The sequence below is a fragment of the Micromonospora sp. NPDC048930 genome, from assembly GCF_043197935.1.
In the GTDB taxonomy this organism is placed as follows: Bacteria; Actinomycetota; Actinomycetes; order Mycobacteriales; family Micromonosporaceae; genus Micromonospora.
Map to the genome: position 1 here is coordinate 74163 of NZ_JBICUB010000017.1, position 24184 is coordinate 98346.

Sequence of the window (24184 nt, forward strand, 5' to 3'; positions counted from 1 at the left end):
GCTCGTCAAAGGGTGGCGACCCGAAGGCCGCAGTATTCCTGCCGGTCACCCTATTTCCGTCGTGCCCGGCATGTACACGCCGGGCGTGTCCTGCCCGGTGAGCACGCACACGCGGCGCATTTTATGGGTCTTCTACTGGCTCGCCAATGCCGACGGGATCGGGCGGCTTCTCAGATGATCAATGTGCTGGTCGGCCGTCGATTCGCTGCGGCTCGAGCAGCTGTGGCCTACGAGGCGTGCTGCTCCTCGTGCTTCCAGGACACCCTCGCGGGGCATCGGCCTGTAGCGACGTACTCCAGGATCACCTCGCGGGCTGTTGCGGTGTTCACGCGTGCGAGGTCGGCGGGAATGTCCAGTAGGCCGGTGTCCGGCGACTCGTAGACGGTGATCGGCGCGTCGGGGTCGAGGTCGACGGCGTAGCTGCCGTCGGGCAGCCAGCGCACCGCCGCCCGGTCGGCCTCGACGTCGATGTCGATGTCGATGCGCAGGGTGGGCTGGTCGGCAGGTCCGTTCGTCATGGTCTGTCCGCAGGCCCCGTGCGGCATGATCGTCTTGATCTGCTCGTCGAAGCGGCGCCCGTCGCCGCCAGATCCGCCCTCGTTGACGGACCGGCAGCGGCAGATCCTCGCGGTGATCCGTAGGTGGGTCAAGCGAGATGGCTACCCGCCGACGGTGCGGGAGATCGGCGCGGCGGTCGGCCTTGGCTCCCCCTCGTCGGTGGCTCACCACCTGAAGACCCTCGAAAGGCACGGCCTGCTGCGCCGCGCCCCGGGCGGCCCGCGAGCGGTCGACGCCCGCCCACCGGCTGGCGGTGACCCGCCAACCGCACCAGACATCGAGCGTGGGACGCTTGTCCCACTGCTGGGAGCCGTCGCCGCCGGCACGCCGATCCTCGCCGAGGAACACGTCGAGGAGGTCCTGTCCCTACCCACCGAGCTGGTCGGCCGGGGCACGCTGTTCGCACTACGGGTGCGCGGTGACTCGATGGTCGAGGCGGGCATCGCCCACGGGGATGTCATCGTGGTGCGCCAGCAGGCGGTGGCCGACAACGGCGACATCGTCGCCGCCATGATCGACGGTGAGGCCACCGTCAAGCAGTACCGAACCCGCGACGGCCACGTCGAACTCGTCCCCCGCAACCCCCGCTACCCGGTAATCCCCGGCGACGAAGCGACGATCCTCGGCAAGGTCGTCTGCGTACTGCACCGTCCGTAAGCGTAAGCCAACCCTGGAATTCCGCCGCCGCGCCTCCGCCACCTGCTGGCAGACCTAAACGGGGTGATGCTGGCGGCATCACCCTGCGAGTCGGCAGGGTAGGTGAGCGGCGCCGGGCGGGCAGGTGGTGGAGAAGTGGGTTCCTCCGCGCTGTCGCAGGCCCTGCGGGCTACTCACCGCTCTGGCTGCATTTTCGCTCCTTGTTCTGCCTCCTCGGACGGGCCGGCGCGCGGCTCGTGTCGTCGCTGCCATCCCGGGGTACCGCGCCGGCTTCTTGTTCACGCCACTGCCCGCCGGTGCCGGCGCGCAGAAGACGGTCGATCATGAGCGCGGCTTCCTGCTCCGTCTCGTACTCCCACCGCAGCACTCTCCCCGTCTCGGTGTCCCCGGCGCGGGCTATCACCTTCCAACGCGTCTGGCGGACGAGCCACACGTCGCGGCGGGTCAGGCGTCCCCAGCTCCCGTTCCACCACCTCCGGACGACCTCTTCCACACCGAGATCGTACGCGTGTACGAATAACCGGCGGGGTTGGGTGGCGGACAAGGCTGCTTCGTGGCGGCAGGGCGGTCACTCGCAGCGATCTTCGGCGCCTCGCCCGTACGGCTCGCAGCAGTCAGGCCGGTGCCGGTAGACCCGCAGGTCGTGGCCGTGCCGGTGGCTGTACTCGCGGGTGATCTCGTACAGGCAGGCCTGCCACACGACGGTCTCCCCGCCGCCGGGCACCACCTGCCCGTCGCCTGGCCCGCCGCGCAGCAGCACGTCCACCCTCCGACGGTACGCGCGCGATGAATGCGGGACCCGGCGCGCGAGACCCTGTCGCCCGAGCGGGCGGCGCTGTGCGCTGGCGGCCGGTCCCCCGCAACTGGACGCGTCGCTGCGGGGACCGGCTTGCCGGTGGCCTGCGGCTGAGGCTGCTCCACCTGCGCGTGGCCGTGGCCAGCAGCCGAGCGGTGACCTCGCCGGCATGTTCAGCTTCGCCACCGCGCCCGTCGCTCGTCACCGCACAGGCCACCCGCTGTGGATAACTTCGGCGCCTGTGGACAACTCCCTGATCATGATCGGATCTGCTAGCACTCGTGTCCGGTCGGCGGAAGGTGGCCACATCCGGCTGAAGTTGGCCAGCACCTGGCCAATGTCCGCGCGAAGTTGGCCATGTTGAGCGACAGCCGAATGTCAATGGCCGGTGACAGCTGACGTCAGTGCGCGGCGGCCTACAACTGTCAGCCGGCAGGCATGACGGTTCGCGGCGCGGCCGGGTCCGAGGGAGCACTCTCGGCTCGCAGCCGGGCGGCTACCGCCCAACCTCCCCAGTCCCAGGCATCGTTGCTGTTCCACACTCCCGCGTACTGGCTGTTCACCGGGGGAGCGATGTCTCCGATATGCAAGGCCATCCGCACGCACAACCGTTCGGCCTTCTCGGCTGGCGACAGCGGATCCGCGGTCAACCAGTCCACCAGCTTGCGATACCCGTCGGCCGTGATCGTGCCGTCCAGCCAGCTCAGGTCGGCCCCGGGGTCCTGGATGCAGGCGCCGCCAACCGCCTCCCCCTGTAGCAGGAACATGGCCCGGCCATGCCCGTGCGTGGCGTCCTGCCCGACCCATGATCGCTCGTCGCGCAGCCGACGTAACAGGCCACCGTCGCCCATACCCACACCGACGTAGGCCACGGCCCGATTCAGCAGTCCGGTCCCACTGTCTGCGCCGCGGCCGATGACCCAGCCGTACAGACCCCGTTCGTCATCAGGAATCGCGTCCGTGGGCGCTGGTCGCCAGCGCAGCCCCAGCAGGTCTAGCCCTCGTTGCAGGGTGGCGACGGTAACCAGGTTGATCGTCACGGCGGTGGTGTACTTCAGCGCGGTCATCGCCGGATGATGCCGCAGCGCGCGGTGTCACCGCAGCCCTGCGACAGGTCAGCAAGTCGAGCGCGTCGGCACAGCCGGCACGAGTAGCCGCATGCACTTCCCCGGCGACGCTGACGTAGCCTGTCGCCAACCACTGACATCCGGCTGTCGGTCAACAGGCCAGCAAGCAGGTCCACACGTTGCGACACCGAGCGCAAGAACGACGGCCCGACGGGATTCGCCAGGTTGGCCGGACAGCTGTCGGAACGCGCGTCCGGGCCAACCGGGCCACCCCCAGGTCGACCCCATGGGTAGCGGCCAACTTCGCGTGGACCGGACAACTCGTGCCACCAGCAGGAAGGAAGCGCGAACCGGGGACGGGCCCGAGACGGAACGTCACGTCGCGGGATGATGCGTCCTCCCTGCCTGGCCGGCGCCAAGCATGTTACGACCGGCAGTGGCCCATTCGTTGTCGCGGATCTCCGCCCGAGGCGGCCCACCTTCCTCCCACGATGACCTGGGGGGCGGAAGATGAGCGGCACTGGCGGCCGGCGTGATGGGGACTGGAGGTGACTCCCGCCCAGCGGTGGACGAGCGCCGGGGCGCAACCGGGGCTGCGGCGGCCCGTCGCGCCGATGCATGCGGCGCCGGTCGACGTGGTGCCCGAGGGCCCGGGCCTGGTGCATGAGCCGAAGTGGGATGGGTGGCGTTGCGTCGCCTTCCGCGAGACCGGCGGGGTGTACCTGCAGTCGCGGGCCGGCCGGAACCTGACGACCTACTTCCCCGACGTTAGTCGGGCGATCCGGGCGGCCGTCCCGCCAGGGGTGGTGCTCGACGGTGAGCTGATCGTGTTCGAGCGCGGCCGAACCAACTTCGCGCAGCTTCAGCGCCGGGTCACAGCCGGCCGTGACCTGCTGCGCCTGGCACACGAGTTCCCCGCCCACTACGTGCTGTTCGACCTGCTCGCGGACGCCAGCGGTCGGGTGATCATCGATCTGCCGCTGGCGCAGCGGCGGGGCCGGCTGGAGAGGTTGCTGGCCGACGCGCCGGCGCAGCTCACCGTGACGCCGCAGACGGCGGACATGCGGCAGGTGGCGGACTGGCTGCTGCACTGGACCGTCGCGGCGGGCATCGAGGGCGTGGTCAGCAAGCGCCTGGCCGGCCGGTATGAGCCTGGCCGGCGTGGCTGGTCGAAGTTTCGAACACGGATCGTTACCGAGGCCATCATCGGTGGGGTGACCGGCAGCATCAGCAACCCGGAGACGGTGTTGCTGGGTCGGTTCGACCGTAGGGGACGGCTGCGCTACACCGGCCGGTCCCACCCGCTGACCAGCGACCAGCGTGCGGCGCTGGCCGAGCTGCTGTCGCCGCCGCGGATGCCACGGCGCGGCACCGTCGCCCACCCTTGGCCGGAGCCGCTGCCCCCGTCTTGGTCGGGCCAGTTGAACCGGCCCGAGCCGCTGTCGTACGTGCAGGTGGACCCGACGGTGGTGGCGGAGATCGACGCCGACGTGGCTTTCGAACACGGACGCTGGCGCCACCGGGTGCGGTACGCGCGGGCTCGATCGGACCTGTCGGTCTATGACGTGCCGCTGCTGCTCGGTGAGGAGGAGGGCTACTTCGGCGACCTGGGGTGAGCAATGCTGTTTCCCGTGGGCAATGACCGACCCCGTGCGACGACGCCGTGGCCAGTCGACGATGCGCCGTTAGGTGCTCGCGCCCCTGGCTCCGGTGTTGGGCAGCCGCCGAAGCGCGCGTCTGTCCAGGACGCGACGCGCCGGAACTTTACCCCTTGCCGGACTGTGATCGTCTGGCTTCGTTCGGTAGAGTGCGGACGTTGATCGTCGGCGATGGCCGAGCGTCGGAGGAGCGCGGGGATGAGTCGACGGGGCGGGCGGTGGACGCGGGTCGCGCTGCGCCTTGGACTCCTGCTCGGCGGCGTCGTCGTGGCGTGGGGCGCCCACGAGGCCGCCACCACCGGGGTCGCCTACGCCGCCGACCGTCCGCCGGCCGCGCCGGTGGATTCCGCCGTCGACCTTCTCACCGGCCTCCTCAGCCCGATCCTCGACCCGACAGCACCGCCGCCTGCCCCGGACGCGCCCATCGACGAGACGACCCCCGGCACCGCGCCGAGCGGAGCCGACCCTCGTCCAGCGCCGAACCGTCCGCCAGCCCAGCCTGCGGCCCCGCCGGCGAACCAGGTCACCCCACCGCCGGCACCCGCCCAGGCCGGCACACCGAAGCCAGCTGCTGGCGCGGGCCGACCGGCCACCCGGCCGGCTGGCGGTCAGGTGCTGGCACCGGTGGGTGATGTTCTGCGTCCAGTCACGGAGCCGGTCCGGTCCGGGCTGCTCACCCCGGTGGCCGACACGCTGCGCCCGGTCACCGACCCGGTGCGGGCCGGCCTAGTCACCCCAGTGGCTAACGTCCTCAGCCCGGTGATCCAGCCGCTCGCCCCGATCCTGTCCCCCGTCTGGCGAGGGCTGGAACCAGTGCTCGAGCCGCTGGACCCCGCGCTCGACACCCTCGACCCGGTGACGGACCTCCTCGACCCGCCCGCCGGCCCGCCCGCCACGCCACCACCCGCGCCAGCGCCACCGGCGGCGCCGCAGGCCGGCCCTGGCTGCTGCACCGACCCGAACACGGGACCGGTCGACGAACCAGGCCGAACCGTTGCCCGGCCCACCCCCACCAGCATCCCGACGGACTGGCACACCACGACGCAGCTTTCGTCCCTGCCGCGCCTCGCTGGGCCGAATGGGCCATACCCGCCCCGGCCTGACGCGGACTCCCCGCCAGCCACGCCCGCTCCCGGCACCAGCGGATCCGCCTCGTCCGGCTCCATCCACGCAGGCCCGGCTGACGCCACCGCCTCCATGTGGACGCCGCCCAGCCTGGCCGGGCGCCGCTGCCACCCGAGCAGTCGCGTCGCTCTCCCGTCCCGCTCGCCCCGACCGGGCACCCGGCCCGCCTGACCGGCGGGCCGTTGCGTGCCGCCCGCGTGACACCGGCGGCCTTGCGCACCTGCATGCCTGACGGCCCCTGGTGGCCCGCGCCGCCCGCGTCGGTCCCGCGACGACGCCGGCGCCTTCCCCGACTTTTCTCGATCACGATGGTGACCAGGAGTTATTCATGAGTGTGACCATGCCCGTCGTCCGGGCTCGGTGGTGCGACATCGGCCGGATCGCCGATCTCGCCGCCGACGCCCTCTCCCCCACCGCCCTCGGCGCCTGGCTCGTCCCCGACGAGCAGCAGCGGCCCGCCGTTCTCGCCGCCGTGGCGCGGATCTGGATCGAACACGCGCTGCTCTTCGGCGACGCGTTCCTGCTCCCGGACGGCACGGCCGCGACCGTCTGGTTCCACCGCTACCGGCCCATCCCGCCCCCAGCGCGCTGCACGGACCGGCTCGCTGCCGCGTCCGGCGCCCACCAGGAGCGTTTCCTCCAGCTCGGCCGGGCCCTCGCCGCGCGGTGGCCCACCGAGCCGCACAACCACCTGGCGCTGCTCGCCGCGCCCGGGCCGGCCGAGTCGGGCCGGGCCGCGGCCGTCCTCGCCGGAGCGCAGCAATGGATGGACACCCTCAGCCTGCCCACCTACGCGGAGGCCTTCACCGACGCCGACCTCGACCTGTTCCGGCAGCACGGCTACACCCACCGCGACGCCGTCCCGGTCGACGATCAGACGGCGCATTCGATGTGGCGGTTGTCGCCGCTCTGGACCGGCCGGTCCAGCCGCAACGGCCGCTCACCAGTGCTGCGTCCGCTCGTCCTGGCCCACAACAGTCCCTCAACCCGGTGGGCGCTGCGCTGAGCCACCCGGCCTGATCGGGGCGGCACCGGCCGCCCCGATCAGTCGGGCCGCCGTTCGGCCGCGACCGGACGCGTGGACCAGCAGCACGAGCACGGCGAACCCACCGGAGCAAATCGGTGGGTCGCGCTCGCGTCGGTGGAACACGCCCGGCGGCGCCAAGTCTCGGCCGATGATCGGAACATGTGGGCGAAGACCGACGTACCGTGCGTCGGAGGGCCGGTGGACGGACGCTCCCTCCTGGTGCCGATCGATGAGAACGGCGCGCCCCCTGAACGAATCGATCAGACCTGGCTGTGGATCGAGTACGGCGGCGAGTTGCTCGATGCGGACATGAACGGCGTGTACGAGTTGGAGTCAATCGCCGGCGGCGGCCCGCCCTGGGTATACGTCTGGACCAGCGCCCTCCCAGGTCAGCGGTCAGCCGACCAGGAGCGGTAGCAACAGCTTGTAGCGGCACTACCCGGGAACGACCTCGTGGCGGTACGCCCGTACGCGTGTCCCGTCGCTCAGAACCACCTCAATCCGGCCGCCCTCGTCGACCGCGTTGCCGACCGAGCGAACCTGCTTACCGACGTGCTCCTCGACGTTGTCGGCACGCTCCGGGCGGAAGACCCACCCCACGCTCACAGGCTCAACGGAACGCACGGATCCTCCCGACCAGTACAGATGTACGACCGCCGAGTCTAGACACTCGCCAGCAGCCGAACCTCGCGACACGTCGACCCGACACTGACGGGCAGGCGGGTTCGCCAGTCGCAGTACTACGAACCAAGTTCGCGTCAGGGCCTCGGCTTGGCCCGCCCGAACGGCGCCACTAGGGTGCCGGTGAAATCGGGCCGTCGCAGGCCCGGCGGCCGGAGACGGCGAGGCAGGAGATATCCAAATGGCCAACCTCCACAACACCAAGTTGTTCAAGGAGCGGCTCGCCCAGCTTGAGCAGGCTGCCCGCCGGCAAGGCGTTGTCTTGGTGCCGGCCGAAGCCGCGGACCTCCTCGCGGAGCGGATCATCGCCGTCGCCCACCAGCTCGGCGTCACCGAGCGGACCGCGCTGCAGACCTACATCACCCCGCACGTCATCGCGGTGATGGCGGAGGTCCTCGGCGAGCACGCCGCTACCCTCCGCGAGATGATGACCGAAGCCGAACCGATGACCCTCACCGTGCCGGACGCGGGACGCGTGCTCGCCGCGCTCGGCATGGCGTGCAAGCTGGCCACTGAGCAGATCGGACAGGCGACCGCTGACGCCGCCGGGGTGCTCACCGATGCCGCCGACGCGATCGTCGGCATCGGCGCACAGCTCAGAACCAACACCAGCGGCGACCAGCCCGTCACCATCGGCGGCAGAACTTTGGTGTACTCGCGCACCGTCCTGATCCGCGCGATCGAGGCGCTAGACCGCGGCCGGTGGCAGTGCCCCTGCTCCGAGCCGCACTCACCCGCAGGCACTCCATGCTCCCTGATCATGACCCTGAAGGCCGACCTCGCCGTCGTCGGCGGCTGGCTCGCTGGGGCCCACGAGCAGCCCGGAAACGAGCGGTAAACAACGGCCGCCCGCTCACCGACCTCGGTTTGGCCCCTGCTAGCCAGACCGCGCAGAGCAGCCCAGACACCAAGACAGAGCCTTCGACTTGCTGCTTGGGGACTGCTTCACAGTTCACCGCTCAGCGGAGGAGTGGGACCCGATCAGATGTCGCAGGCAGAACGCGTCACACGGCTTGCTGACTTGCCGGAGCATCGGCGTGACGCGCTGCTGTGGCATTTCGCTTATGAGGGCACGTACGGGGGGCTCGACTACGAAGGCGTTGATGACCTGGTCCAAGAACGGTCGTCCAGGCTGTGCCTGCCGGCGAATCGCGCCGTGGAAACAGTGCCGGCTTTCACCGCCGCGCTCGGCACTGACGGCCGCTACCACTTGTGTCGTGAGAACGTGCCCGTCTGCGGCGGCACACGACGCCGCCGCGACGCGGCCATGGGCTACCGTCATGAGCTGCGGTATCACTGGTGGGTAAGCCTCTCTGGCTACCATGCGCGAGCTTCGGAGGCCGCGGCTGCGACGCGGCACGAACGCATCGTCGGGTGGGTGGTGCAGCTCGTCGGAGAGCACATCGACCCCGTCCAGGTACGCGGCCGCCAGCGCTGCCCAATAAGGGCAGAGTGGCCCAGTTACCAGGGGCCCGACACACCGCTGGGGCGTTTACGCGCCGCCCTCGCCGAGGCGCTCGGGCCGTTGTGCCATACGTGCCGTCGCCGCCCGGGTACATCTGTTGATCACGACCACCTCAACAACCGGGTCCGGGGGCTGCTGTGCCTGCCCTGCAACAACCAGGTCGACCTGTGCGTGCACGCCTCAGGGTGCGCCTTCGCGGACTACCTCAACAACCCGCCCGCAGCCGGTCTGAACCTTGCCTATCCGAAACCGGAACGTGTGCGTCACACCAGCTTCGACGAGCTGCGGATCGCGCAGCTCGGCTTCGACCCACGATACGGCCGCGGGCGCCGACGTCACTGAAGGCCGGCAACGGCGAGCGGTGCGACGAACGCCTTGACGGTGTGCTGCATGTGCCATCGGGGGTCGCGGGTCATGCCAGGGGCGAACGACCAAACTCCGTGCCGGCGGCTGTCCCGGCTCGGTTTTCCGGGTGACTCCGCCCGTTGCCTGAGGCGGTGGGTGAGCGACGGGATCTCCTGCCTCCCGTCGGCCGTTGCGGCTTCCGATGCTCTGGAGGTGAAGAGTCGCTGAGAACACCCACCGAGCGTGGGCAGTCACGGTGTGTCTATGAGATGTTTGCCGGCCACCTCGCGAGTCGAGTCGCGGTAGGCGGCAGCGACAAGTTGTGACCCGTCGGGCGTACCTAATGTGGCGGTTCCCGCACTCGCCGATGACGACTACATGTCTTGGAATTCCGAGGCAGCTCAAACCCGGTTTGCGCTCGGAGTAGTCGCCGCCATGCCGCCAACCGCATCTCCCTTTCACGGCGAGCAAGGCAGGGTTACTGTGCTAGGAGTTTCCTTGCGCACCCGGATTGAAAGGAACGAAGCTGTGGCCAAGCAGATCATCCATAAGCTGATCGATGACCTGGACGGTGGGGACGCTGACGAGACTGTCAGGTTCGCTCTCGACGGTGTTCAGTACGAGATTGACTTGTCGGCTGCCAACGCCGGGAAATTGCGCGAGGTATTCGCGCCGTATACCGCCAACGGCACGAAGGTCGGCCGCGGTGATGTATTCAGTGGAGGGCGGGCGACCCGTGGCGTGGGAGGCGGTGGTGGTCGGCGCGCCCGTGCTGGGGCTGGCGGCACTGTCGACAGGGAGCAGAACAAGGCGATTCGAGCCTGGGCCAAGAAGGCCGGCAAGGACGTCTCCGACCGGGGTCGGATTCCGCAGGAAATTGTAGATGAGTTCCATGCGACGGCCGGCCACTAATCTCTGCGGCTGATGCTGGGCTCGTGACCGCGCCGGCCGGCGGTGGCGCTGGGCGTCCTCACGAGATCGGGGCGTCGGCCACGGGCCGCGCGGGGGCGAGCTCACGGTTCACCCACCCGTGTGGCGGATGAAATCGCGGCCTGGGATCGGGCCGCCTGAGGCCGGGCGGCGATCCAACCCGCTAACGCCAAAGCGCGCCTCGACGGCCAATTCCTGTTCCCGCACCTCCCACAACCACCTGTCTGTCTCGTGGCTTAGATCGCGCTGCGCGGAGCGGGACACGTCGTCTGGGCTCGGGCTGCTGCCGAACTCGTCCTGGGCCCACCGGTTCGGCTGTTGCCTCCATCAGCACATGCTGACGTGCTGCTAGTGACTGGGGAGGGCGGCGCCGCTGGCGCGGTACGGGATACAGAGCAACCTGGCGGTGGCCCGGCTGATGCCCGGCAGGATCTGGACGACGGCAGCTGCCCATAGCGCGTCGACCAGTTCCCGGTCGGTGGGTGACACCCCGGCGGCCTGTTCGGCAACCGCTACGGCTTCCCAGTACAGGCATCGGCTTCGGTAGGGGCGGTCGCTGTCGATGCTCGCGGTGCCCGCCTCCACCCGGGCCGTCTGCCATCTCTGTTCATCGATGGCGGCGCGCGCCGCGACCATGCGCTTCAGCGCGGCGGCGGGCATCCCGATGGCGAAGCCCAGCACCGACAACGCGGCCTGTGTGTGCGGGCCGTACGCGGTGGCAGGGGTGTATGAAGTCGGCAGGCATACCTGCCGCCACGCCGAGGTGAGGATGTCACAGTCGTCGTTCCCCGCCGGGTTGGTCGGTGCGCCGAGGATGCCCAGCGCGGCGTCGAACAGCGGCACGACCGCGTCGAGGTACATCTGCCGCTGCAGCGTGGCCGCCGGCTGGTATGGATAAGCCAACTGCTCGGCCTGGCCGGCGTCGGGATCGAACATGGGCAGGCCGAAGGTGTCGATCCACCGCACCCAGCGCGAGGCGAGCCGCCCCGCCACCTCCCCAGCCAACCCCGCGATGACCCTGCCACGAGCTTCCTCCAGCAGGCCGTTGCTCGCGGCGACCTCGGCCAAGCGGGACGTCTGCTCGAACGTCAGATTGGCCACCGTGACGTCGAGCTGCTGCCACTGCCCACCTCGCGGGTGCTGGCGCAGCAGCGCCGCACCGAGGTCATCCTGCGTCATCCGCTGCGCCCCATTTCGCCGACCGCCGCCGCACCCGCGCGGCACGACTCAGTCTGCCGCACTGGCGCCGGTCCGCGCGCCAGCGGATGCCATTGGCGGCTCGGCGAACGCGTTCAATGGCCGGCACGGGCTCGCCGCGGAGAGGCACCGACGCCGGACGTCGAAGCGATCGCTGCGGGCGGCTGCCGGCCCGGCACCGACACCCACCCGGCCGCTCGCCTGCTTCACGTACGGGAGGTGCGGGCAGGCCTTGGACCGTCGGGCGGAGTGGGACAGTGGCGGGGTGGCATATCCGTACCGCTGGTAACAGACTGTGCGGCGTGAGTGACGAGCATGGGCCGTTGGAACCGGTGGTGGTGCGGGTGGCGCGGCCGGAGCATCCGGTCGCGGCGGTCGCGGAGGATGATGCGGCGCGTCGGGTCGCCGCCTACCCGAGTGTGCGGATGGGCGGGCCGCTGTTCGGCCACGCGGAGGATCTCGGTGATGGCCGCTGGTGTGTTCGTGCGTTGTGGGATGACACGCCGCAGGCGGCGCGGGACACGCTCGCCCACCGGTTCCGGGAGCACCTCGCCGAGACCACCGATCCGGCGCTGGCGCAGGACCTAGTCGAGGTGGGACGGGTGTTGGACTGGGAAAAGGTCGACGAGGTCAATGTCGCTGGGCGCCGCTGGCGGGTCATGCGGGCGGACACGTTCACCCGGTTCGGCCCGGACGGGCCGGAACCTCCACGCCCGAGCGACCCCGACAGCGGCGCGGCCGACTCCGTCCGCCTCTACTCGGATCGGGAGGGCCTACTGGTGGATCCTGGGGCGCCTGTCGGGCCGGTGCAGGCGATGGTGACGGTGGATCTGCTGTCCGCGCGCTATCCCGCGGCGGGGGTTCCCGCCGACGTGCACGCCGACAGCCGCAGGGCCCTGCGCACCCATCCCCATGGGGTGGTCCTGCCCGCCGGATACGCGGTGGCGGAGTGCATCGGCGGTCGGTGGCGGCCGGCGAGCCGCAACCTCGCCTCTCCCCGACAAGCGAGGGAGGCGATCACGTTCAAGTTCCGGTACATGGTTCCCCGCATCGGGCAACCCACCGACGCGGAGATAGCCGCGTACGCCCGGGCCGCCGACGAGGTCGACGCGACCCAGGCACACGAGGTGTCGGTCCTCGACCGCCGATTCCGGGTCATCCGGGTCGAGACGCTACTGCGCTTCGGACCCGACGGACCCGAACCACCACGGCCCTCCGACCACGACCCCGAACCACCACCCGAGGCGCACTTCGCCCAACTGCGACAGCAAGGCTTGCTCCCGGAGCCGGAATAAGGACCCCGGCGCAGTGTGGACTTTCAGGGGCCCCTGGGCATGGTCACCGGAGGACGCAACTCGGGCCCAGCCCGGGGCGTGGCCGATGCGCTAGATGGCAGCTGGGAGGGCATGCGATAGCTTCTACCCTTTGATCCCCGAATACTACGCGGGGAAGGCCAAGTCCCTGTCGCCCTTTTGGATGGTTCGCGAGAGGCGACAAGGCCCTTGCCCTACATCGGAGGCAAAGTCGTGAGTTCCTACACCATCACCATCGCCGCAAACGATCCCAGCCGAGCGACCACAACCCTGACGGTCGAGCTGACCGGCCCGACCGCGCGCATCACCGAGCTGGTGGTCCGCGCCGGTGAGGGAGACGGGCTGACCGCGGGCCAGATTCCCGCCGTCGACCTGGACCTGCTGCTGAAGGCGGTCACGCCTGCCGTCAGCGGGCAGCAGGCAATAACCGCGTCGCCTGCCACCCCAGCCGACGACGCACCCACAACAGACGACACATCCGTTGACGGCGAGGAGCCCGCCGCCGACACCGAGGCCGCCCAGCCTGTTGCCGCAACCACGTCCACCCCTGATGAGCCGACGACAGACCCGATGCAGAGCGTTGCGACCGAGGTTGCTGTTCCGAAGCAGGCGTCGCGGGCGAAGGCACCGGCCGCCGGCACGACCCGGGCGGGCGGGCGGAAGACCGCGGCAGGTGCGAAGGCCAGGACCGCGGGTCGGAAAGCCACCAAGCAGACCGCGAAGGGTGAGGCGGCCAAGACCGAGGGCCGCGTGTACCGGCGGTCACCGAGTGACCTCGAGTCGGTGTACCAGCAGGCCGGCAGCGTGGCGGCCGTCGCCGACCACTACAACGTGCCCAAGCACACCGCCCAAGGATGGATCCGTACCCTGCGCCGCCGGCAAGCCAGCCCAGCCGAGTAGGCCAAACGCCGCCGGGCCCCCTGGGGTGGGTCTGCCGATCTACGGATGGGAACCCGGCCGGCGCCGGGCTTCGGCAGTGCCGCTCAGCGGGCCTTCTTCGTCGCCCGCTTGCGGGGCGGCGTCAACAGGTCGGCAATCGCCGCGATCGCGGACGGCACGAGCCGGTAGTACGCCCAGACGCCCCGCTTCTCGCGCTCGAGCAGGCCGGCCTCGGTGAGGATCCGAAGGTGATGACTCACGGTCGGCTGGGACAGACCCAGCGGCGCGGTGAGGTCACTCACGGACGCCTCGCCCTCCGGAGCGGACTGGATCAGACTGAGCAGTCGCAGCCGGGCCGGATCGGCGAACGCCTTCAGCACCCCCGCGAGCCGTTCGGCATCGGCACGCTTAATCGGCTCGCCAGCAAGCGGCGAGATAGCAGGCGTAGCAGTTTTCGTAGTTCCCACGTCTTCCATCGTTGCACCAACACCATCGATACGCCGGTGGAACCAGGGCCAGTGCTCCGATACCGACCGGGGTATAAGGGGTGCTGGGGCCGGGGCCGCGAGATTGCAAGCCGCCCCTGCCCTGCGCCCGTTTGCCGAGGGAATCAGGGGCCGACGAGCGCAACCGATAGGAAGGCTCCGGCGAGCAGGTACGGGCCGAAGGCGAGGTCGGGCTGGCGGCGCAGCGCGAGGCGGGTCAGCGCTTCGGGAGCGGCGAGCGCGTAAGGCAGCAGGCCGCCCCACAGCACCGCCGGCCAGCCGAGAGTGCCCAGTGACGCGCCGAGCAGGGCCGCCAGCCGCACGTCGCCCATCCCCATCCCGCTGCCACCACCGATGGCCAGGAACAGGTAGCCGCCGCCGAGCGCTCCGGCCGCCAGCGCAGCGGTGACCAGAGTGCGTGTCTGGCCGGTGATGAAGGCGTGACCGGCGAGAAGCCCACCCACGGCGAGCGCCGCGGCAGCGACGATGGGCGTGGGAAGTCTTCGCGTCACGACGTCGACGACGGCGAGCAGCAGGCCGGCGTACAGCACGACAAGCCACACCGCGACCAGCAGCAGGCCGTCGGGACCCTCGTTCAACAGCCAGGCCACGCCCGCGGACGCGGCGGCCAGTCCGAGACCGCTCAGGATCGCGTCCCGCGTGTGCTGGGGCGACCATCCGCCGGGCGGGGGCAGGCGTGCGCGCGGCACCGGGGCGACGTGCTCGGCGTCCACGCGTGGTCGCAGGCTCGCCACGATCTGGGCGCAGGCGTGGGGTAGCGCCGCGCCGGCCAGCGCACCGCATAGCGTGCCGTACCACAAGACGGGCCCGATCATGGCGAGCCGCAATCTGCCCCAAGCCGTCTGGCTGGCTTGCGCAGGCGTACATGCGTCGATCGCCTCCCCAGTCCGCTGAACCCCTGCGGGCACCAGCTCCACACGCTCTGCGTCACGGCCTCAATGACGTGGGACCAAGACCCAGATGATGCCGGCAAACACGAACCCTGGTGGTTGCTCTGGCCGTGGCCACGGTCCACACGGGATTGCCAACGGATGTCGAGGTCCTCCTGGTCGGCGTGGCGCGGATCCTGTGTCGGGCGATCGGCGACGCGCCCACCGATGAGCGCTTGCGACCTCCAGGGCTGAGGAAGGCAGCCCGGCTGGGTGGTGCGGGTTGTGGGACACATGATTCAACCATAGTTGGTTGCGACTCAAACTGCGGTTGACGCTCTGGGTTGGAGTGTGCTTAGCTCGCCGTATCGCCTTCCAACTGTGGTTCGGGGAGTCCGTAACCGCAGTTTCCCGAAGGGTGCGGTGGCCCGTAGTCCCACCGGGATCACCAGTGCTGGCCGGTTGGGGCGCAGCGCGGCAACGGCAGAGGCCGCACGCCGAGGTGGGTCAGTTCGTCAGGCACACGCGACATCGAGGACCGCGAGACCGGTCGTCTCGCCGCCACCAGGAGACACGCAATGACAACATCGATCAGACAGGGCAGCTTCGCGGTCCGGCCGGGCCGCCGGTGGGTACGGCTGGCCGGGCTGCCCATCGGTCTGTGCCTCGCGGCGGCTGTCGGCGCCTGCGACGGGGGGAAGCCTGCGGGCGGCTCGCCGTCGGCCACGTCCGCCTCGGCGCCCATGCCTGGTCAGGGTCCACGCGGCAGCGTCGACGAGGCGGCGTTGGCCGCCTACCGGGGAATGTGGCAGGCATACGCCAAAGCCGGCCTTACCGCAAACCCGAACGAGCCCGAGCTGGCGCGCCATGCCACTGGCCAAGCCCTGTCGACCTTGACAACCGGCCTGGCGAAGCTGCGCAAGGACGGGGAAGTCATCAAGGGCGGCTACGAGTCAGACCCGCATGTCGTGGCGGCCTCGCCATCGACGGAGCCCCTGACGGTCTCCGTGCAGGACTGCCTGAACACCACGCGGTTCCTCACCTACAAGGCGGCGACAGGCGCGCTGGCCGACAACATCCCGGGCGGCAACCGTGCCGTGCGGGCGACGGTGGTCCGCGACGGCGAGAGCTGGAAGGTGTCCAGCTTCGGCGTACAGGCGGTGGGCACATGCTGAGGCGCTCCCTCCGACTCGGACTCCCGGCGCTTCTCACCGCCACCACCGCCGTCGTGATGGGGTCCCCCGCCCGAGCCGACGACGGGGTCGGCAACGTCGACTGCGGGCAGACCCCGAACGCGGCCGAGTGTGACATCTCCGCAGGCGTGCCCGGCAGTTCCGGAGCCTCTACCGGCGGCAGTCAGGGCGGCAGCGGCTCCGATGACAGTTCCAGCGGCGGCGGTGACAACAGCTGCCACTGGGAGCCGGTCGACGTCGACAGGCCGCCGCCGGCAGGCAAGGGACCGGAAGGCGGCTGGTACGCGTGGACCTGCGTGGGCAACGGGCTCGGCTCGCAGGGCACGCCGGTGTGGCTCGACCGAGCCCCAGGGATGGATCCGGTGGCGCTGGCGCAGACGGCGCGGTCGCGGCTGCGCCTGCCGGCACCGCAGATTCGCACGAACCCCGCCCCAGTGCCATTTGTGCTGGTGCGGGTGCCGGTGTGGCTGTGGGTGGATCCGGTGACGTGGGGCACCCGGTCGGCGGCAGCATCGGTGCCCGGGGTGGCGGTGACCGCGACGGCGACACCGACGAAGGTGCGCTGGTCCTTCGGTGACGGCAGCCCGGACCTGACCTGCGTCGGGCCCGGCAAACCGTGGACGCCCGGCACAGACCCGCGGACCGCCTCACCGTGCGGGCACACCTACACACGGTCGTCGGCTACCGCCCCGGACACGGCGTTCACGTTGCGGGCAACGGTGACGTGGTCGGTGACCTGGTCCGGCCCGGGTGGCGGAGGGGCTCTCGCCCCGCTGACGACGACATCGACGGTGGCAGTGCGGGTAGCAGAGTCGCAGGCGATTGTCGGGGGCACCCGATGAGCGTGACGGACCGCCCGCGGGCGACGAACGGGGTCGGCGAGGCGCTGCCGCCGGTGGCGGGGACGTCTCGGCGGGCTGGGCGGCGCAGCGGACGACGGGTGGCCGCCGGAGTGCTGCTGGTGCTGGCCACGGTGATGACGTTCTGGCAGGTCGACCTGCGCCGGCACGCCGAGGAGCGGTTCCTAGCGGTGGCGCGGCCGGTGCCAGCCGGTGCGGTGATCCGCGACGCGGACGTGCGGGTGGTGCGGGTGGCGAACCCGTCGGGCCTAGCGCTAGTCGGCGCGGACCGCCGCGACGAGGTCGTGGGACGCACGGCGGCGGTGCCTCTCGCGGTGGGCAGCTTGGTGGTGTCGTCGCAGGTGGGGCCGCCGGCGTGGCCGGCGGCTGGGCAGGCGGTGATCGCGGTGCCGGTCAAGGTAGGCCGCGCCCCCGCCGGCCTGACGAAGGGGGCGCGGGTCGTGGTGCTCGTGGCGCCAGCTGCCGGCGCCGACCAGTCGGGCGCAACCCCGCCGGCCGGCCAGACGGCAGCGGAAGCGCGGCGTGCGGTCGCCACGGTGGTGTCGGCGAGAGCGGGCGCCGATCAGGCAGGCGGGCAGGTGGTGACGCTGCTGCTAGCCGCCGGGGAGGCGGAGGCGGTGGCCTCGACGTCAGGGGACGTGGCGCTGGTGCAACTGGGGCCAGGCCAGTGAGAGACGGGAAGGTGCGCGTGATGTTGGTGGCGGTCGCGTCGGTGTCTGGCGCTCCGGGAGTAACGACGGCGGCGCTGGGGTTGGCCGCGTTGTGGCCGAGCCGACCAGGGCTGCTGGTGGAGGCCGACCCCTGCGGCGGGGTGATCGCCGCCCGGTTCGGGCTGCGTCAGGAGCCGGGCCTGGCCGCGTTGGCGGCGGCGGCCCGCCACGGCCTTCCGGCGGGCGGGCCAGCACAATTCGTCCAGTCCCTGCCGCTGGGTGTGCACGCCGTGGTGGGGCCGGGCGCCGCCGAGACCGCCGCGGGGGCGGTGTCGGTGCTCGCCGGCCAACCAGGAACGGTGGCGGGGTTGGCGCCGGTCGTCGTCGTCGACGCTGGTCGTCTCTACCCGGGCAGCCCGGCGCACGGTCTGCTGCGCCGCGTGGACGCACTGGTGCTGGTCACATCCGGCGACACCGAACACCTCGACCACGTCGACACCCGACTGGCGGGCCTACGCGCCGGAATGCAGACACGGGGCGTGGGTCTGGCCGTCGCCGGCAAGACCCGCTACACGCCCAAGGAGATCAGCGGACGGTTCGATGTGCCGGTGTGGGTACACCTGCCGAGCGACCGGTGGGGCGCGGCCGGGCTGTGCGGGCGGATGACCGGGCCGGCGTGGCCCCGCACGCGGCTGGCGCAGGCGCTGCGCGCGCTGGCCGCCACCATCGCCGCGCAGGCGCGGCCCGCGCCCCGCGCGGTGCTGGAGGTCGTCCGGTGACCGCCCCCGCACCCGCACCCGCACCCGGCGAGAACGCCGTGGTGGCGCCGGAGCTGGTGGCGCGGCTACGCGCCCGGGTCAGTGACCGGCTCGCCGGACGAGGCGCGCAGCTACCCGACGCGCAGCGGCACGCGGTGATCGCCGGCTACATCGCCGAGGAGCTGCTGGGCTATGCCCGTGAGGCCATCGCGGCGGGCCGGATTCCGTTGACTCCCCAGGCCGAGGCCGCGCTGGCGCGGGCGCTGCGCGACAGCTTCACCGGCCTGGGTGGGCTGCAACAGCTGATCGACGACCCGCTGGTGGAGGACATCTTCGCCAACGGCTGCGACAACGTGTGGATCCGCACCACCGACGGGCAGACCCGGCGGGTGCCGCCAGTCGCCGCCTCAGACGAGGACCTGGTCGACCTGGTGCGGGTCGCGGCAGCGCGCAGCGGCCAGGAGGAGCGGCGGTTCGACCGCGGCTCCCCCGGCCTGTCGCTGCGCCTGCCCGGCGGGCAGCGGCTGTTCGCGGTGATGGCCGTGTCGAAACGCCCCTCGGTGTCGATCCGCCGCAACGTGCTGCACCGGGTCACCCTCGACGACCTCGTGCACCGCGGGGAACTCACTCCCGGGTTACGCGCCGTGATCTCAGCGATGGTGCGGGCCCGCAAGAACCTGGTCATCTGCGGCGGCACCGGCGCCGGCAAGACCACCCTGCTGCGCGCCGCCGCCGGCGCGATCGGCCCGCACGAGCGGATCGTCACGGTCGAAGACGCCTTCGAACTCGGCCTCGACGAGGACATCGACGCGCACCCGAACACCACCGCGCTGCAGCAGCGCGAACCGAACCTCGAAGGCGTCGGCGGCATCGACATGGCGACCATGGTCAAGTGGGGGCTGCGGATGCGCCCGGACCGAGTCATCGTCGGCGAGTCCCGCGGCGCCGAGGCCGTGCCCATGCTCCTGGCCATGTCACAGGGCAACGACGGGTCGATGTGCACCCTGCACGCCTCCTCGTCGAAGCAGGCCCTGACCCGGCTGGCCATGTATGTGATGCAGGCGCCGGAGAAGCTGACTTTCGACGCGGCGAACGTGCTCATCGGCCAGGCCGTCGACTTCGTCCTGCACCTCGATGTCGCCACCGACGGCACCCGTGTGCTCTCCTCGATTCGGCAGGTGCTGGAGACCGACGGCACCCAGGTGCCCTCCAACGAGATCTACCGCCCCGGCCCCGACCGGCGCGCGATCCCGGCCGCCCCGATCCGCGCCGACACCCTCGACGAGCTCACCGCCGCCGGCCTCAACATGGATCTTCTCGCGCTGGACCGGTGGTGAGCATGGACCTGCTGCCGATCCTGCTCGGCCTCGGCTGCGCCGCCGGCCTGGTACTCATCGCCGACGGGCTGCGCCGCCGCCCACCCGGCGCCCCGACCGCCCGGCCGCGCCGTGCCTGGACGCCCGCCGACCGTACCCGGCTACTCACCGCCGCAGCGGGCGGGCTCGCGGCGGCGGCGCTGACCCGCTGGCCCGTCGCGGCCCTGCTGACCGCCGCCGCCGTGTGGGCGCTCCCCCGCGTGCTGGGCCCCGACCGCGAACACACCCGCGCGGTCGCCCGCATCGAAGCGGTCGCCACCTGGGCGGAGCTGCTGCGCGACACCCTTTCGTCGGCCGCCGGGCTGGAGCAGGCGATCACCGCCACCGCCCCAGTCACGCCGCAGCCGATCCGCCCCCAGGTCCAGGCTTTGGCCGCCGCGGTGCGCGGCGGGGCGCGGCTGCCCGACGCGCTGCGCATCTTCGCCGCCGACCTCGCCGACCCCACCGCCGACCTCGTCGTCCGCGCGCTGACACAGGCCGCCGGCTACCACGGCGGGCAGTTGTCGCAATGCTTGACCAGCCTCGCCGCCACCGCCCGCGAGCTCGCCGGGATCCGGATGCGGGTGGCCACCAAGCGGGCCGCGACCCGCACCGCCGCGCGGGTCATCACCGGCACCGCCGTCGCGATGGTCGCCGGGCTGATCCTGCTCAACCGTGGGTTCCTCGCCCCCTACCAGACCCTGGCCGGGCAACTCGTGCTGCTCGTCGTGGGCGGGGTGTTCGCCGGCGGGTTCTGGTGGCTGGCCCGCGCCTCCCGCGTGCCGCAACCCCCGCGCGTGCTCGCCACCGACGGTGGGTGGGTGGCGCCATGAGGGTGGTGCTCGCCTGCGGACTCCTGGCCGGGCTCGGCCTGGTGCTGGCCGCCTCCGGCCTGCTGCCCGCCCAACCCAGCCTCACCCAGGCCCTCGACGCGCTGCGCCGTACGCCGGCGGCGCCGGATGTCCCGGCACCGGCACGGGCCCGGCTGCTGGCCGCGCCGCTGCACGCCCTCGGCCTGCCCCGGCAGCGGATGCGCGCCGACCTGGCCGTCCTCGAACGACCCGTCGCGATCCACCTAGCCGACCAGACCCTAGCTGTCCTCGCCGGCCTGGTCCTGCCTCCAGCCACGATTGGCGTCCTCGCCACCGGCGGGGTCACCTTCGCCCAAGGTATGCCCCTGTGGGCATCCCTGACAGGCGCCGCCGGAGGCTGGTGGCTGGCCGAGTCCACCGTGCACGCCGAAGCGCAACGGCGCCGCGACGAACTGCGCTACGCCCTGTCCGCCGTGCTCGACCTCGTCGTCATCTCCCTCGCCGGCGGCGCCGGACTCGAACAAGCCCTCGACGACGCCTGCGCCGACACCCACGGCTGGGCCGCCCAGCGGCTACGCCGCGCGGTGGACACCGCCCGGCTGCTGCGCATCGCACCCTGGCAGGCACTCGGACAGCTCGGCGAGGACACCGGCGTCGTCGAACTGCACGAGCTGGCCGCGACGATGAGCCTCGCCGGCACCGAAGGCGCCCGCATCCGCGACTCCCTGACCATCCGCGCCGCCACCCTGCGCGCCCACCAAGCCGCCGCCCTCGAAGCCAGAGCCAACGCCGCCACCGAACGCATGTCCATGCCGGTCATGCTGCTGGCCGCCGCCTACATGCTGTTCCTCCTCTACCCGGCTGTCACCGCCGTCGACACGTTCTGAGCAGAAGACACCACGACAGGAGGCAGACCTGTGCGACTGAAGCTGCTCGCCCTGCTGACCCTCGGACACCTCACCATCACCGAGCGTGCCCGCCGGCTGCGCGACAGCGGCGACCGGGGCAGCGAGACCACCGAGAAGGTCATGTGGATCGCCCTGCTGGTCACCCTCGTCCTGGCCGTCTACGGCATCTTCCGGTCCAAGATCCTGGAGAAGATCAACGGGATCGCGCTGTGACACCGCGCCGCGCCTGGCGACGCCGTCTCATGGGTGACCGCGGCTCGGTGACCACCGAGGTCGTCCTGTACGCGCCGCTGCTGTTCCTGCTCGTGCTCATCGGCGTACAACTCGCGCTGTGGGCACTCGCCCAGCTCGGCGTCCAACACGCCGCCAACCACGCCCTGCAGACCACCCGCGTCGTCGACGGCACCGCGGCTGCCGGACACGCCGACGCCAGCGCCGTGCTCGACCAGGTCGCCGCCGGCGTCGTCACCGACCCACGCGTCGCCGTCGACCGCACCGCCGACACCGCCACCGTCGCCGTCACCGGCCGGGCCCCCGCCGTGGTGCCGTGGCTGCGACTGCCGGTCAGCACCCGGGTCAGCGCCCCCGTCGAACGGTTCCGACCCGGCACCGACTAACCCACCAGCGAGTGCCCGGAAGGAGCAGCACGGTGACTGCACGCACGCCTCGCGGCCCTGCCCGTTCACACCCTCGACGGCGCGCCGGCCCGCCCGCCGATCGAGGGTCGGTAAGCGTTGAGATGGCCCTCGGCTACATCCCGCTGATGGTCCTGGCCGTCCTCGCCATCGTGGCATGCCTGCGCCTCGCCTCGGCCGCGATCGACGTGCACTCCGCCGCCGCGGCGGCGGCCCGGCAGGCATCCCTGGCCCGCACGCCCGCCGAGGCCCGGCAGGCCGGCGGCGACGCCGCCTCGGTCAGCCTCGCCGGACGCGGCGTCACCTGCCAGCCGTCCACCGTCACCGTCGACCCCGGCGCTTTCGGTCCCGGCGGGCAGGTCAGCGCGACGGTGGCATGCCGCGTGCGCCTCGAAGATCTCTCCGGTCTGGGCCTGCCCGGCGCGGTGACGATCCGCGCCACCTCCCGACAGCCCCTTGACGCGTACCGGAGCAGCGCTCTCGGGTTCGGGCTTACCGAAGCGCCTTCTGCGGCGAACCAGAGCACAGGTGGTGCGCGATGAGCGCAGCGGGTGACTTCGGTTTCCTAACTCGTGCGCCTCTGTATGCCGTCATCGACACGTGCAGACCGAGAAGGTCATACATCAATGGAGGTGCCGCATGCCTCGCAGTAGACCCGGCTGAGTGTGCAGTCTCTGCCGCATGGGCTCCAGTCGGAACACCGGTGGCATTCTTCGCGACCGTGTTCCCTGCTGGCCGGTCGCCAGCAGGCGTTGCACCACCACGTCCCGTTGTCGTCCTTCAGCGCAATTGCCGACCAGTTCTGGACGTAGTGGAAGGCGCCGCGGAGCGTGTAGCCGCCCCACGTTGTCTCCACGAACGCGTCGTTGCCCTCGTGCAGCCGTCGCGCTTTGTAGTCCTCGGTTGCCCGATGGACCAGGCGCCGCCTGGCGCGGTGCTGTTCAAGCGCGGCATCGAGATTGCGCGCCTGAACCATCCATCGGCCGCCTGCCTTGCGGGCGGGTACCTGGCTGGCGCCAATGGACACGGTGCCGTACCCCTGTGCCTGCTTGCGGTACCACTCATAGGTGTTGGATGGGGCGCCTTCCTCGGCCCTGTACCGCCGCACTGCGTCGGCGAGGGGAATCATCGACGACTCGACTGGATCCACCTCGTCATCATGCCCGCTCGGGGAGCAAGCGGTCGGCGTGGCGGGCACTTCATCGGCGTCGCGGCTGACGAGATCCTCGCGAGTTGTCTCGGCGGCCCTGGCCTCGCCTACCCGCTGGCCGCGAGCAGCCGATGCGGGGGCGTCGATCGGCCGCACCATGGCCAGCGACATACCGCTCCGCTTCAGGAATCACTCGCCAACGCCGACATGACCGACAGCAAGTCAGGAATCCTGACCGCCCGCCATAAGCCCAATCGATGCCTGACGGCGATGACCAGGTCTTTCGGCAGCTCAAGACGACCTCGCCAGGACGTGACTCATGACACTTCGGACGCAGCCATGACCGGCCGGCGGGCAGCCTGGGCGCGACCGCTGCGCCGCGACGATCGTGGGCAGATCACCCCATGGACCGTGGTGGGCACCCTCATCGTGCTCATCCTCGCCGGCCTCGTCTTCGACCAGGGCATGGCCATGGCCGCCAAGGTGTCCGCCTACGACACCGCCCAGGCCGCCGCCCGCGCCGGAGCCCGCGAGATCGACCTCGCCACCTACCGGGCGACCGGCGCCGTGCGACTCGACCCGGCCGCCGCGGCCACCGCCGCACGCGTCTTCCTCGACCAGGCCGGCCTGCCCGGCAGGGTGTCCGCCACCACCGAACAGGTCACCGTCACGGTCACCACCCAACATCGCACACGGCTGCTGCACCTCGTCGGCATCACCGCCATCCCGGTGTCGGCCACCGCCACCGCCACGCCCGCCACCGGCGTCACCACCGCCACCTGACCCAGCC

Annotated in this window: 30 protein-coding genes; 21 read left to right on the forward strand and 9 right to left on the reverse strand. The window is 71.2% G+C overall.

Annotated features, from left to right (window positions below; genetic code table 11):
- Positions 1-227: 227 nt before the first annotated feature.
- Positions 228-518, reverse strand: a complete 291-nt coding sequence (locus ACGFI9_RS31325; protein WP_393183696.1) for an Imm1 family immunity protein — start codon at positions 516-518, stop codon at positions 228-230.
- Between the two features lie 25 nt (positions 519-543).
- Between ACGFI9_RS31325 and lexA the strand changes: the two genes are divergently transcribed.
- Entirely contained in the window at positions 544-1215 is a 672-nt protein-coding gene (lexA, locus tag ACGFI9_RS31330; protein ID WP_393183698.1) for a transcriptional repressor LexA, read from the forward strand.
- A gap of 169 nt (positions 1216-1384) precedes the next feature.
- Here the strand turns inward: lexA and ACGFI9_RS31335 are convergent, their stop codons facing one another.
- The 3 genes from ACGFI9_RS31335 to ACGFI9_RS31345 form a co-directional block, all read right to left on the reverse strand.
- Positions 1385-1708 carry a hypothetical protein gene (locus tag ACGFI9_RS31335; protein ID WP_393183700.1) on the reverse strand — a complete coding sequence of 108 codons (324 nt, stop codon included), beginning with the start codon at positions 1706-1708 and terminating at the stop codon, positions 1385-1387.
- Between the two features lie 75 nt (positions 1709-1783).
- Positions 1784-1981: a hypothetical protein gene (locus ACGFI9_RS31340; protein WP_393183702.1), complete on the reverse strand. Its 198-nt coding sequence runs from the start codon at positions 1979-1981 to the stop codon at positions 1784-1786.
- 455 nt (positions 1982-2436) lie between these two features.
- On the reverse strand, positions 2437-3078 hold the full coding sequence (locus ACGFI9_RS31345) for a hypothetical protein (RefSeq protein ID WP_393183703.1): 642 nt from the start codon (positions 3076-3078) through the stop codon (positions 2437-2439).
- 548 nt (positions 3079-3626) lie between these two features.
- Between ACGFI9_RS31345 and ACGFI9_RS31350 the strand changes: the two genes are divergently transcribed.
- From ACGFI9_RS31350 to ACGFI9_RS31365, 4 genes are all read left to right on the forward strand, one after another.
- Positions 3627-4694 (forward strand): ATP-dependent DNA ligase, encoded by a 1068-nt coding sequence (locus tag ACGFI9_RS31350; protein WP_393183705.1) that lies wholly within the window; start codon positions 3627-3629, stop codon positions 4692-4694.
- A gap of 240 nt (positions 4695-4934) precedes the next feature.
- Positions 4935-6032 carry a hypothetical protein gene (locus ACGFI9_RS31355; protein ID WP_393183707.1) on the forward strand — a complete coding sequence of 366 codons (1098 nt, stop codon included), beginning with the start codon at positions 4935-4937 and terminating at the stop codon, positions 6030-6032.
- Positions 6033-6189: 157 nt separating this feature from the next.
- Positions 6190-6867, forward strand: coding sequence for a hypothetical protein (locus ACGFI9_RS31360; protein ID WP_393183708.1), 678 nt, complete (start codon positions 6190-6192; stop codon positions 6865-6867).
- Between the two features lie 72 nt (positions 6868-6939).
- A complete protein-coding gene (locus tag ACGFI9_RS31365) occupies positions 6940-7305 on the forward strand; it encodes a hypothetical protein (RefSeq protein WP_393183709.1) in 366 nt (121 codons plus the stop codon).
- 18 nt (positions 7306-7323) lie between these two features.
- Here ACGFI9_RS31365 and ACGFI9_RS31370 read toward each other — a convergent pair whose 3' ends face one another.
- Entirely contained in the window at positions 7324-7488 is a 165-nt protein-coding gene (locus ACGFI9_RS31370) for a hypothetical protein (protein ID WP_393183711.1), read from the reverse strand.
- Positions 7489-7750: 262 nt separating this feature from the next.
- Here ACGFI9_RS31370 and ACGFI9_RS31375 point away from each other — a divergent pair, with 262 nt between their 5' ends.
- The 3 genes from ACGFI9_RS31375 (at position 7751) to ACGFI9_RS31385 (ending at position 10291) form a co-directional block, all read left to right on the forward strand.
- Entirely contained in the window at positions 7751-8407 is a 657-nt protein-coding gene (locus ACGFI9_RS31375) for a hypothetical protein (RefSeq protein WP_393183712.1), read from the forward strand.
- A 147-nt stretch (positions 8408-8554) separates the two neighbouring features.
- Complete coding sequence (locus ACGFI9_RS31380) at positions 8555-9376, forward strand: endonuclease domain-containing protein (protein ID WP_393183713.1); 822 nt, start codon at positions 8555-8557, stop codon at positions 9374-9376.
- A gap of 531 nt (positions 9377-9907) precedes the next feature.
- Positions 9908-10291 (forward strand): Lsr2 family protein, encoded by a 384-nt coding sequence (locus tag ACGFI9_RS31385; protein WP_393183715.1) that lies wholly within the window; start codon positions 9908-9910, stop codon positions 10289-10291.
- Between the two features lie 366 nt (positions 10292-10657).
- Here ACGFI9_RS31385 and ACGFI9_RS31390 read toward each other — a convergent pair whose 3' ends face one another.
- On the reverse strand, positions 10658-11488 hold the full coding sequence (locus ACGFI9_RS31390) for a hypothetical protein (protein ID WP_393183717.1): 831 nt from the start codon (positions 11486-11488) through the stop codon (positions 10658-10660).
- Between the two features lie 320 nt (positions 11489-11808).
- On the opposite strand from ACGFI9_RS31390, the gene ACGFI9_RS31395 reads away from it, so the two are divergent.
- Together ACGFI9_RS31395 and ACGFI9_RS31400 are read left to right on the forward strand one after the other, a co-directional pair.
- Positions 11809-12801, forward strand: a complete 993-nt coding sequence (locus ACGFI9_RS31395) for a DUF5954 family protein (protein WP_393183719.1) — start codon at positions 11809-11811, stop codon at positions 12799-12801.
- Positions 12802-13008: 207 nt separating this feature from the next.
- Complete coding sequence (locus ACGFI9_RS31400) at positions 13009-13719, forward strand: hypothetical protein (RefSeq protein WP_393183721.1); 711 nt, start codon at positions 13009-13011, stop codon at positions 13717-13719.
- 83 nt (positions 13720-13802) lie between these two features.
- Here ACGFI9_RS31400 and ACGFI9_RS31405 read toward each other — a convergent pair whose 3' ends face one another.
- Both ACGFI9_RS31405 and ACGFI9_RS31410 read right to left on the reverse strand, forming a co-directional pair.
- Entirely contained in the window at positions 13803-14174 is a 372-nt protein-coding gene (locus ACGFI9_RS31405; protein ID WP_393183723.1) for an ArsR/SmtB family transcription factor, read from the reverse strand.
- Between the two features lie 134 nt (positions 14175-14308).
- Positions 14309-15019, reverse strand: coding sequence for a prepilin peptidase (locus tag ACGFI9_RS31410; protein WP_393183725.1), 711 nt, complete (start codon positions 15017-15019; stop codon positions 14309-14311).
- A 632-nt stretch (positions 15020-15651) separates the two neighbouring features.
- On the opposite strand from ACGFI9_RS31410, the gene ACGFI9_RS31415 reads away from it, so the two are divergent.
- From ACGFI9_RS31415 to ACGFI9_RS31460, 10 genes are all read left to right on the forward strand, one after another.
- Entirely contained in the window at positions 15652-16248 is a 597-nt protein-coding gene (locus tag ACGFI9_RS31415; protein ID WP_393183727.1) for a hypothetical protein, read from the forward strand.
- Entirely contained in the window at positions 16242-17108 is an 867-nt protein-coding gene (locus tag ACGFI9_RS31420; RefSeq protein WP_393183729.1) for a hypothetical protein, read from the forward strand. Before ACGFI9_RS31415 ends, ACGFI9_RS31420 begins: the two co-directional genes overlap by 7 nt.
- A gap of 134 nt (positions 17109-17242) precedes the next feature.
- The gene (locus tag ACGFI9_RS31425) at positions 17243-17797 is read left to right on the forward strand and encodes an SAF domain-containing protein (RefSeq protein ID WP_393183804.1); all 555 of its coding nucleotides are present in this window, start codon (positions 17243-17245) and stop codon (positions 17795-17797) included.
- A 20-nt stretch (positions 17798-17817) separates the two neighbouring features.
- The gene (locus ACGFI9_RS31430; RefSeq protein ID WP_393183731.1) at positions 17818-18555 is read left to right on the forward strand and encodes a hypothetical protein; all 738 of its coding nucleotides are present in this window, start codon (positions 17818-17820) and stop codon (positions 18553-18555) included.
- Positions 18552-19871 (forward strand): CpaF family protein, encoded by a 1320-nt coding sequence (locus ACGFI9_RS31435; protein WP_393183733.1) that lies wholly within the window; start codon positions 18552-18554, stop codon positions 19869-19871. The genes ACGFI9_RS31430 and ACGFI9_RS31435 overlap by 4 nt, the downstream gene beginning before the upstream one ends.
- Before the next feature lie 2 nt (positions 19872-19873).
- The gene (locus ACGFI9_RS31440) at positions 19874-20722 is read left to right on the forward strand and encodes a type II secretion system F family protein (protein WP_393183806.1); all 849 of its coding nucleotides are present in this window, start codon (positions 19874-19876) and stop codon (positions 20720-20722) included.
- A complete protein-coding gene (locus ACGFI9_RS31445) occupies positions 20719-21588 on the forward strand; it encodes a type II secretion system F family protein (protein ID WP_393183735.1) in 870 nt (289 codons plus the stop codon). Before ACGFI9_RS31440 ends, ACGFI9_RS31445 begins: the two co-directional genes overlap by 4 nt.
- Before the next feature lie 30 nt (positions 21589-21618).
- Positions 21619-21822, forward strand: coding sequence for a hypothetical protein (locus ACGFI9_RS31450; protein ID WP_393183737.1), 204 nt, complete (start codon positions 21619-21621; stop codon positions 21820-21822).
- Between the two features lie 29 nt (positions 21823-21851).
- Entirely contained in the window at positions 21852-22226 is a 375-nt protein-coding gene (locus tag ACGFI9_RS31455) for a TadE/TadG family type IV pilus assembly protein (protein ID WP_393183808.1), read from the forward strand.
- A gap of 122 nt (positions 22227-22348) precedes the next feature.
- Positions 22349-22786, forward strand: a complete 438-nt coding sequence (locus ACGFI9_RS31460; RefSeq protein ID WP_393183739.1) for a TadE family protein — start codon at positions 22349-22351, stop codon at positions 22784-22786.
- Positions 22787-22860: 74 nt separating this feature from the next.
- Here the strand turns inward: ACGFI9_RS31460 and ACGFI9_RS31465 are convergent, their stop codons facing one another.
- Positions 22861-23565, reverse strand: a complete 705-nt coding sequence (locus ACGFI9_RS31465; protein WP_393183740.1) for a hypothetical protein — start codon at positions 23563-23565, stop codon at positions 22861-22863.
- 168 nt (positions 23566-23733) lie between these two features.
- On the opposite strand from ACGFI9_RS31465, the gene ACGFI9_RS31470 reads away from it, so the two are divergent.
- Positions 23734-24177 (forward strand): pilus assembly protein TadG-related protein, encoded by a 444-nt coding sequence (locus ACGFI9_RS31470; protein ID WP_393183742.1) that lies wholly within the window; start codon positions 23734-23736, stop codon positions 24175-24177.
- Positions 24178-24184: the final 7 nt, after the last annotated feature.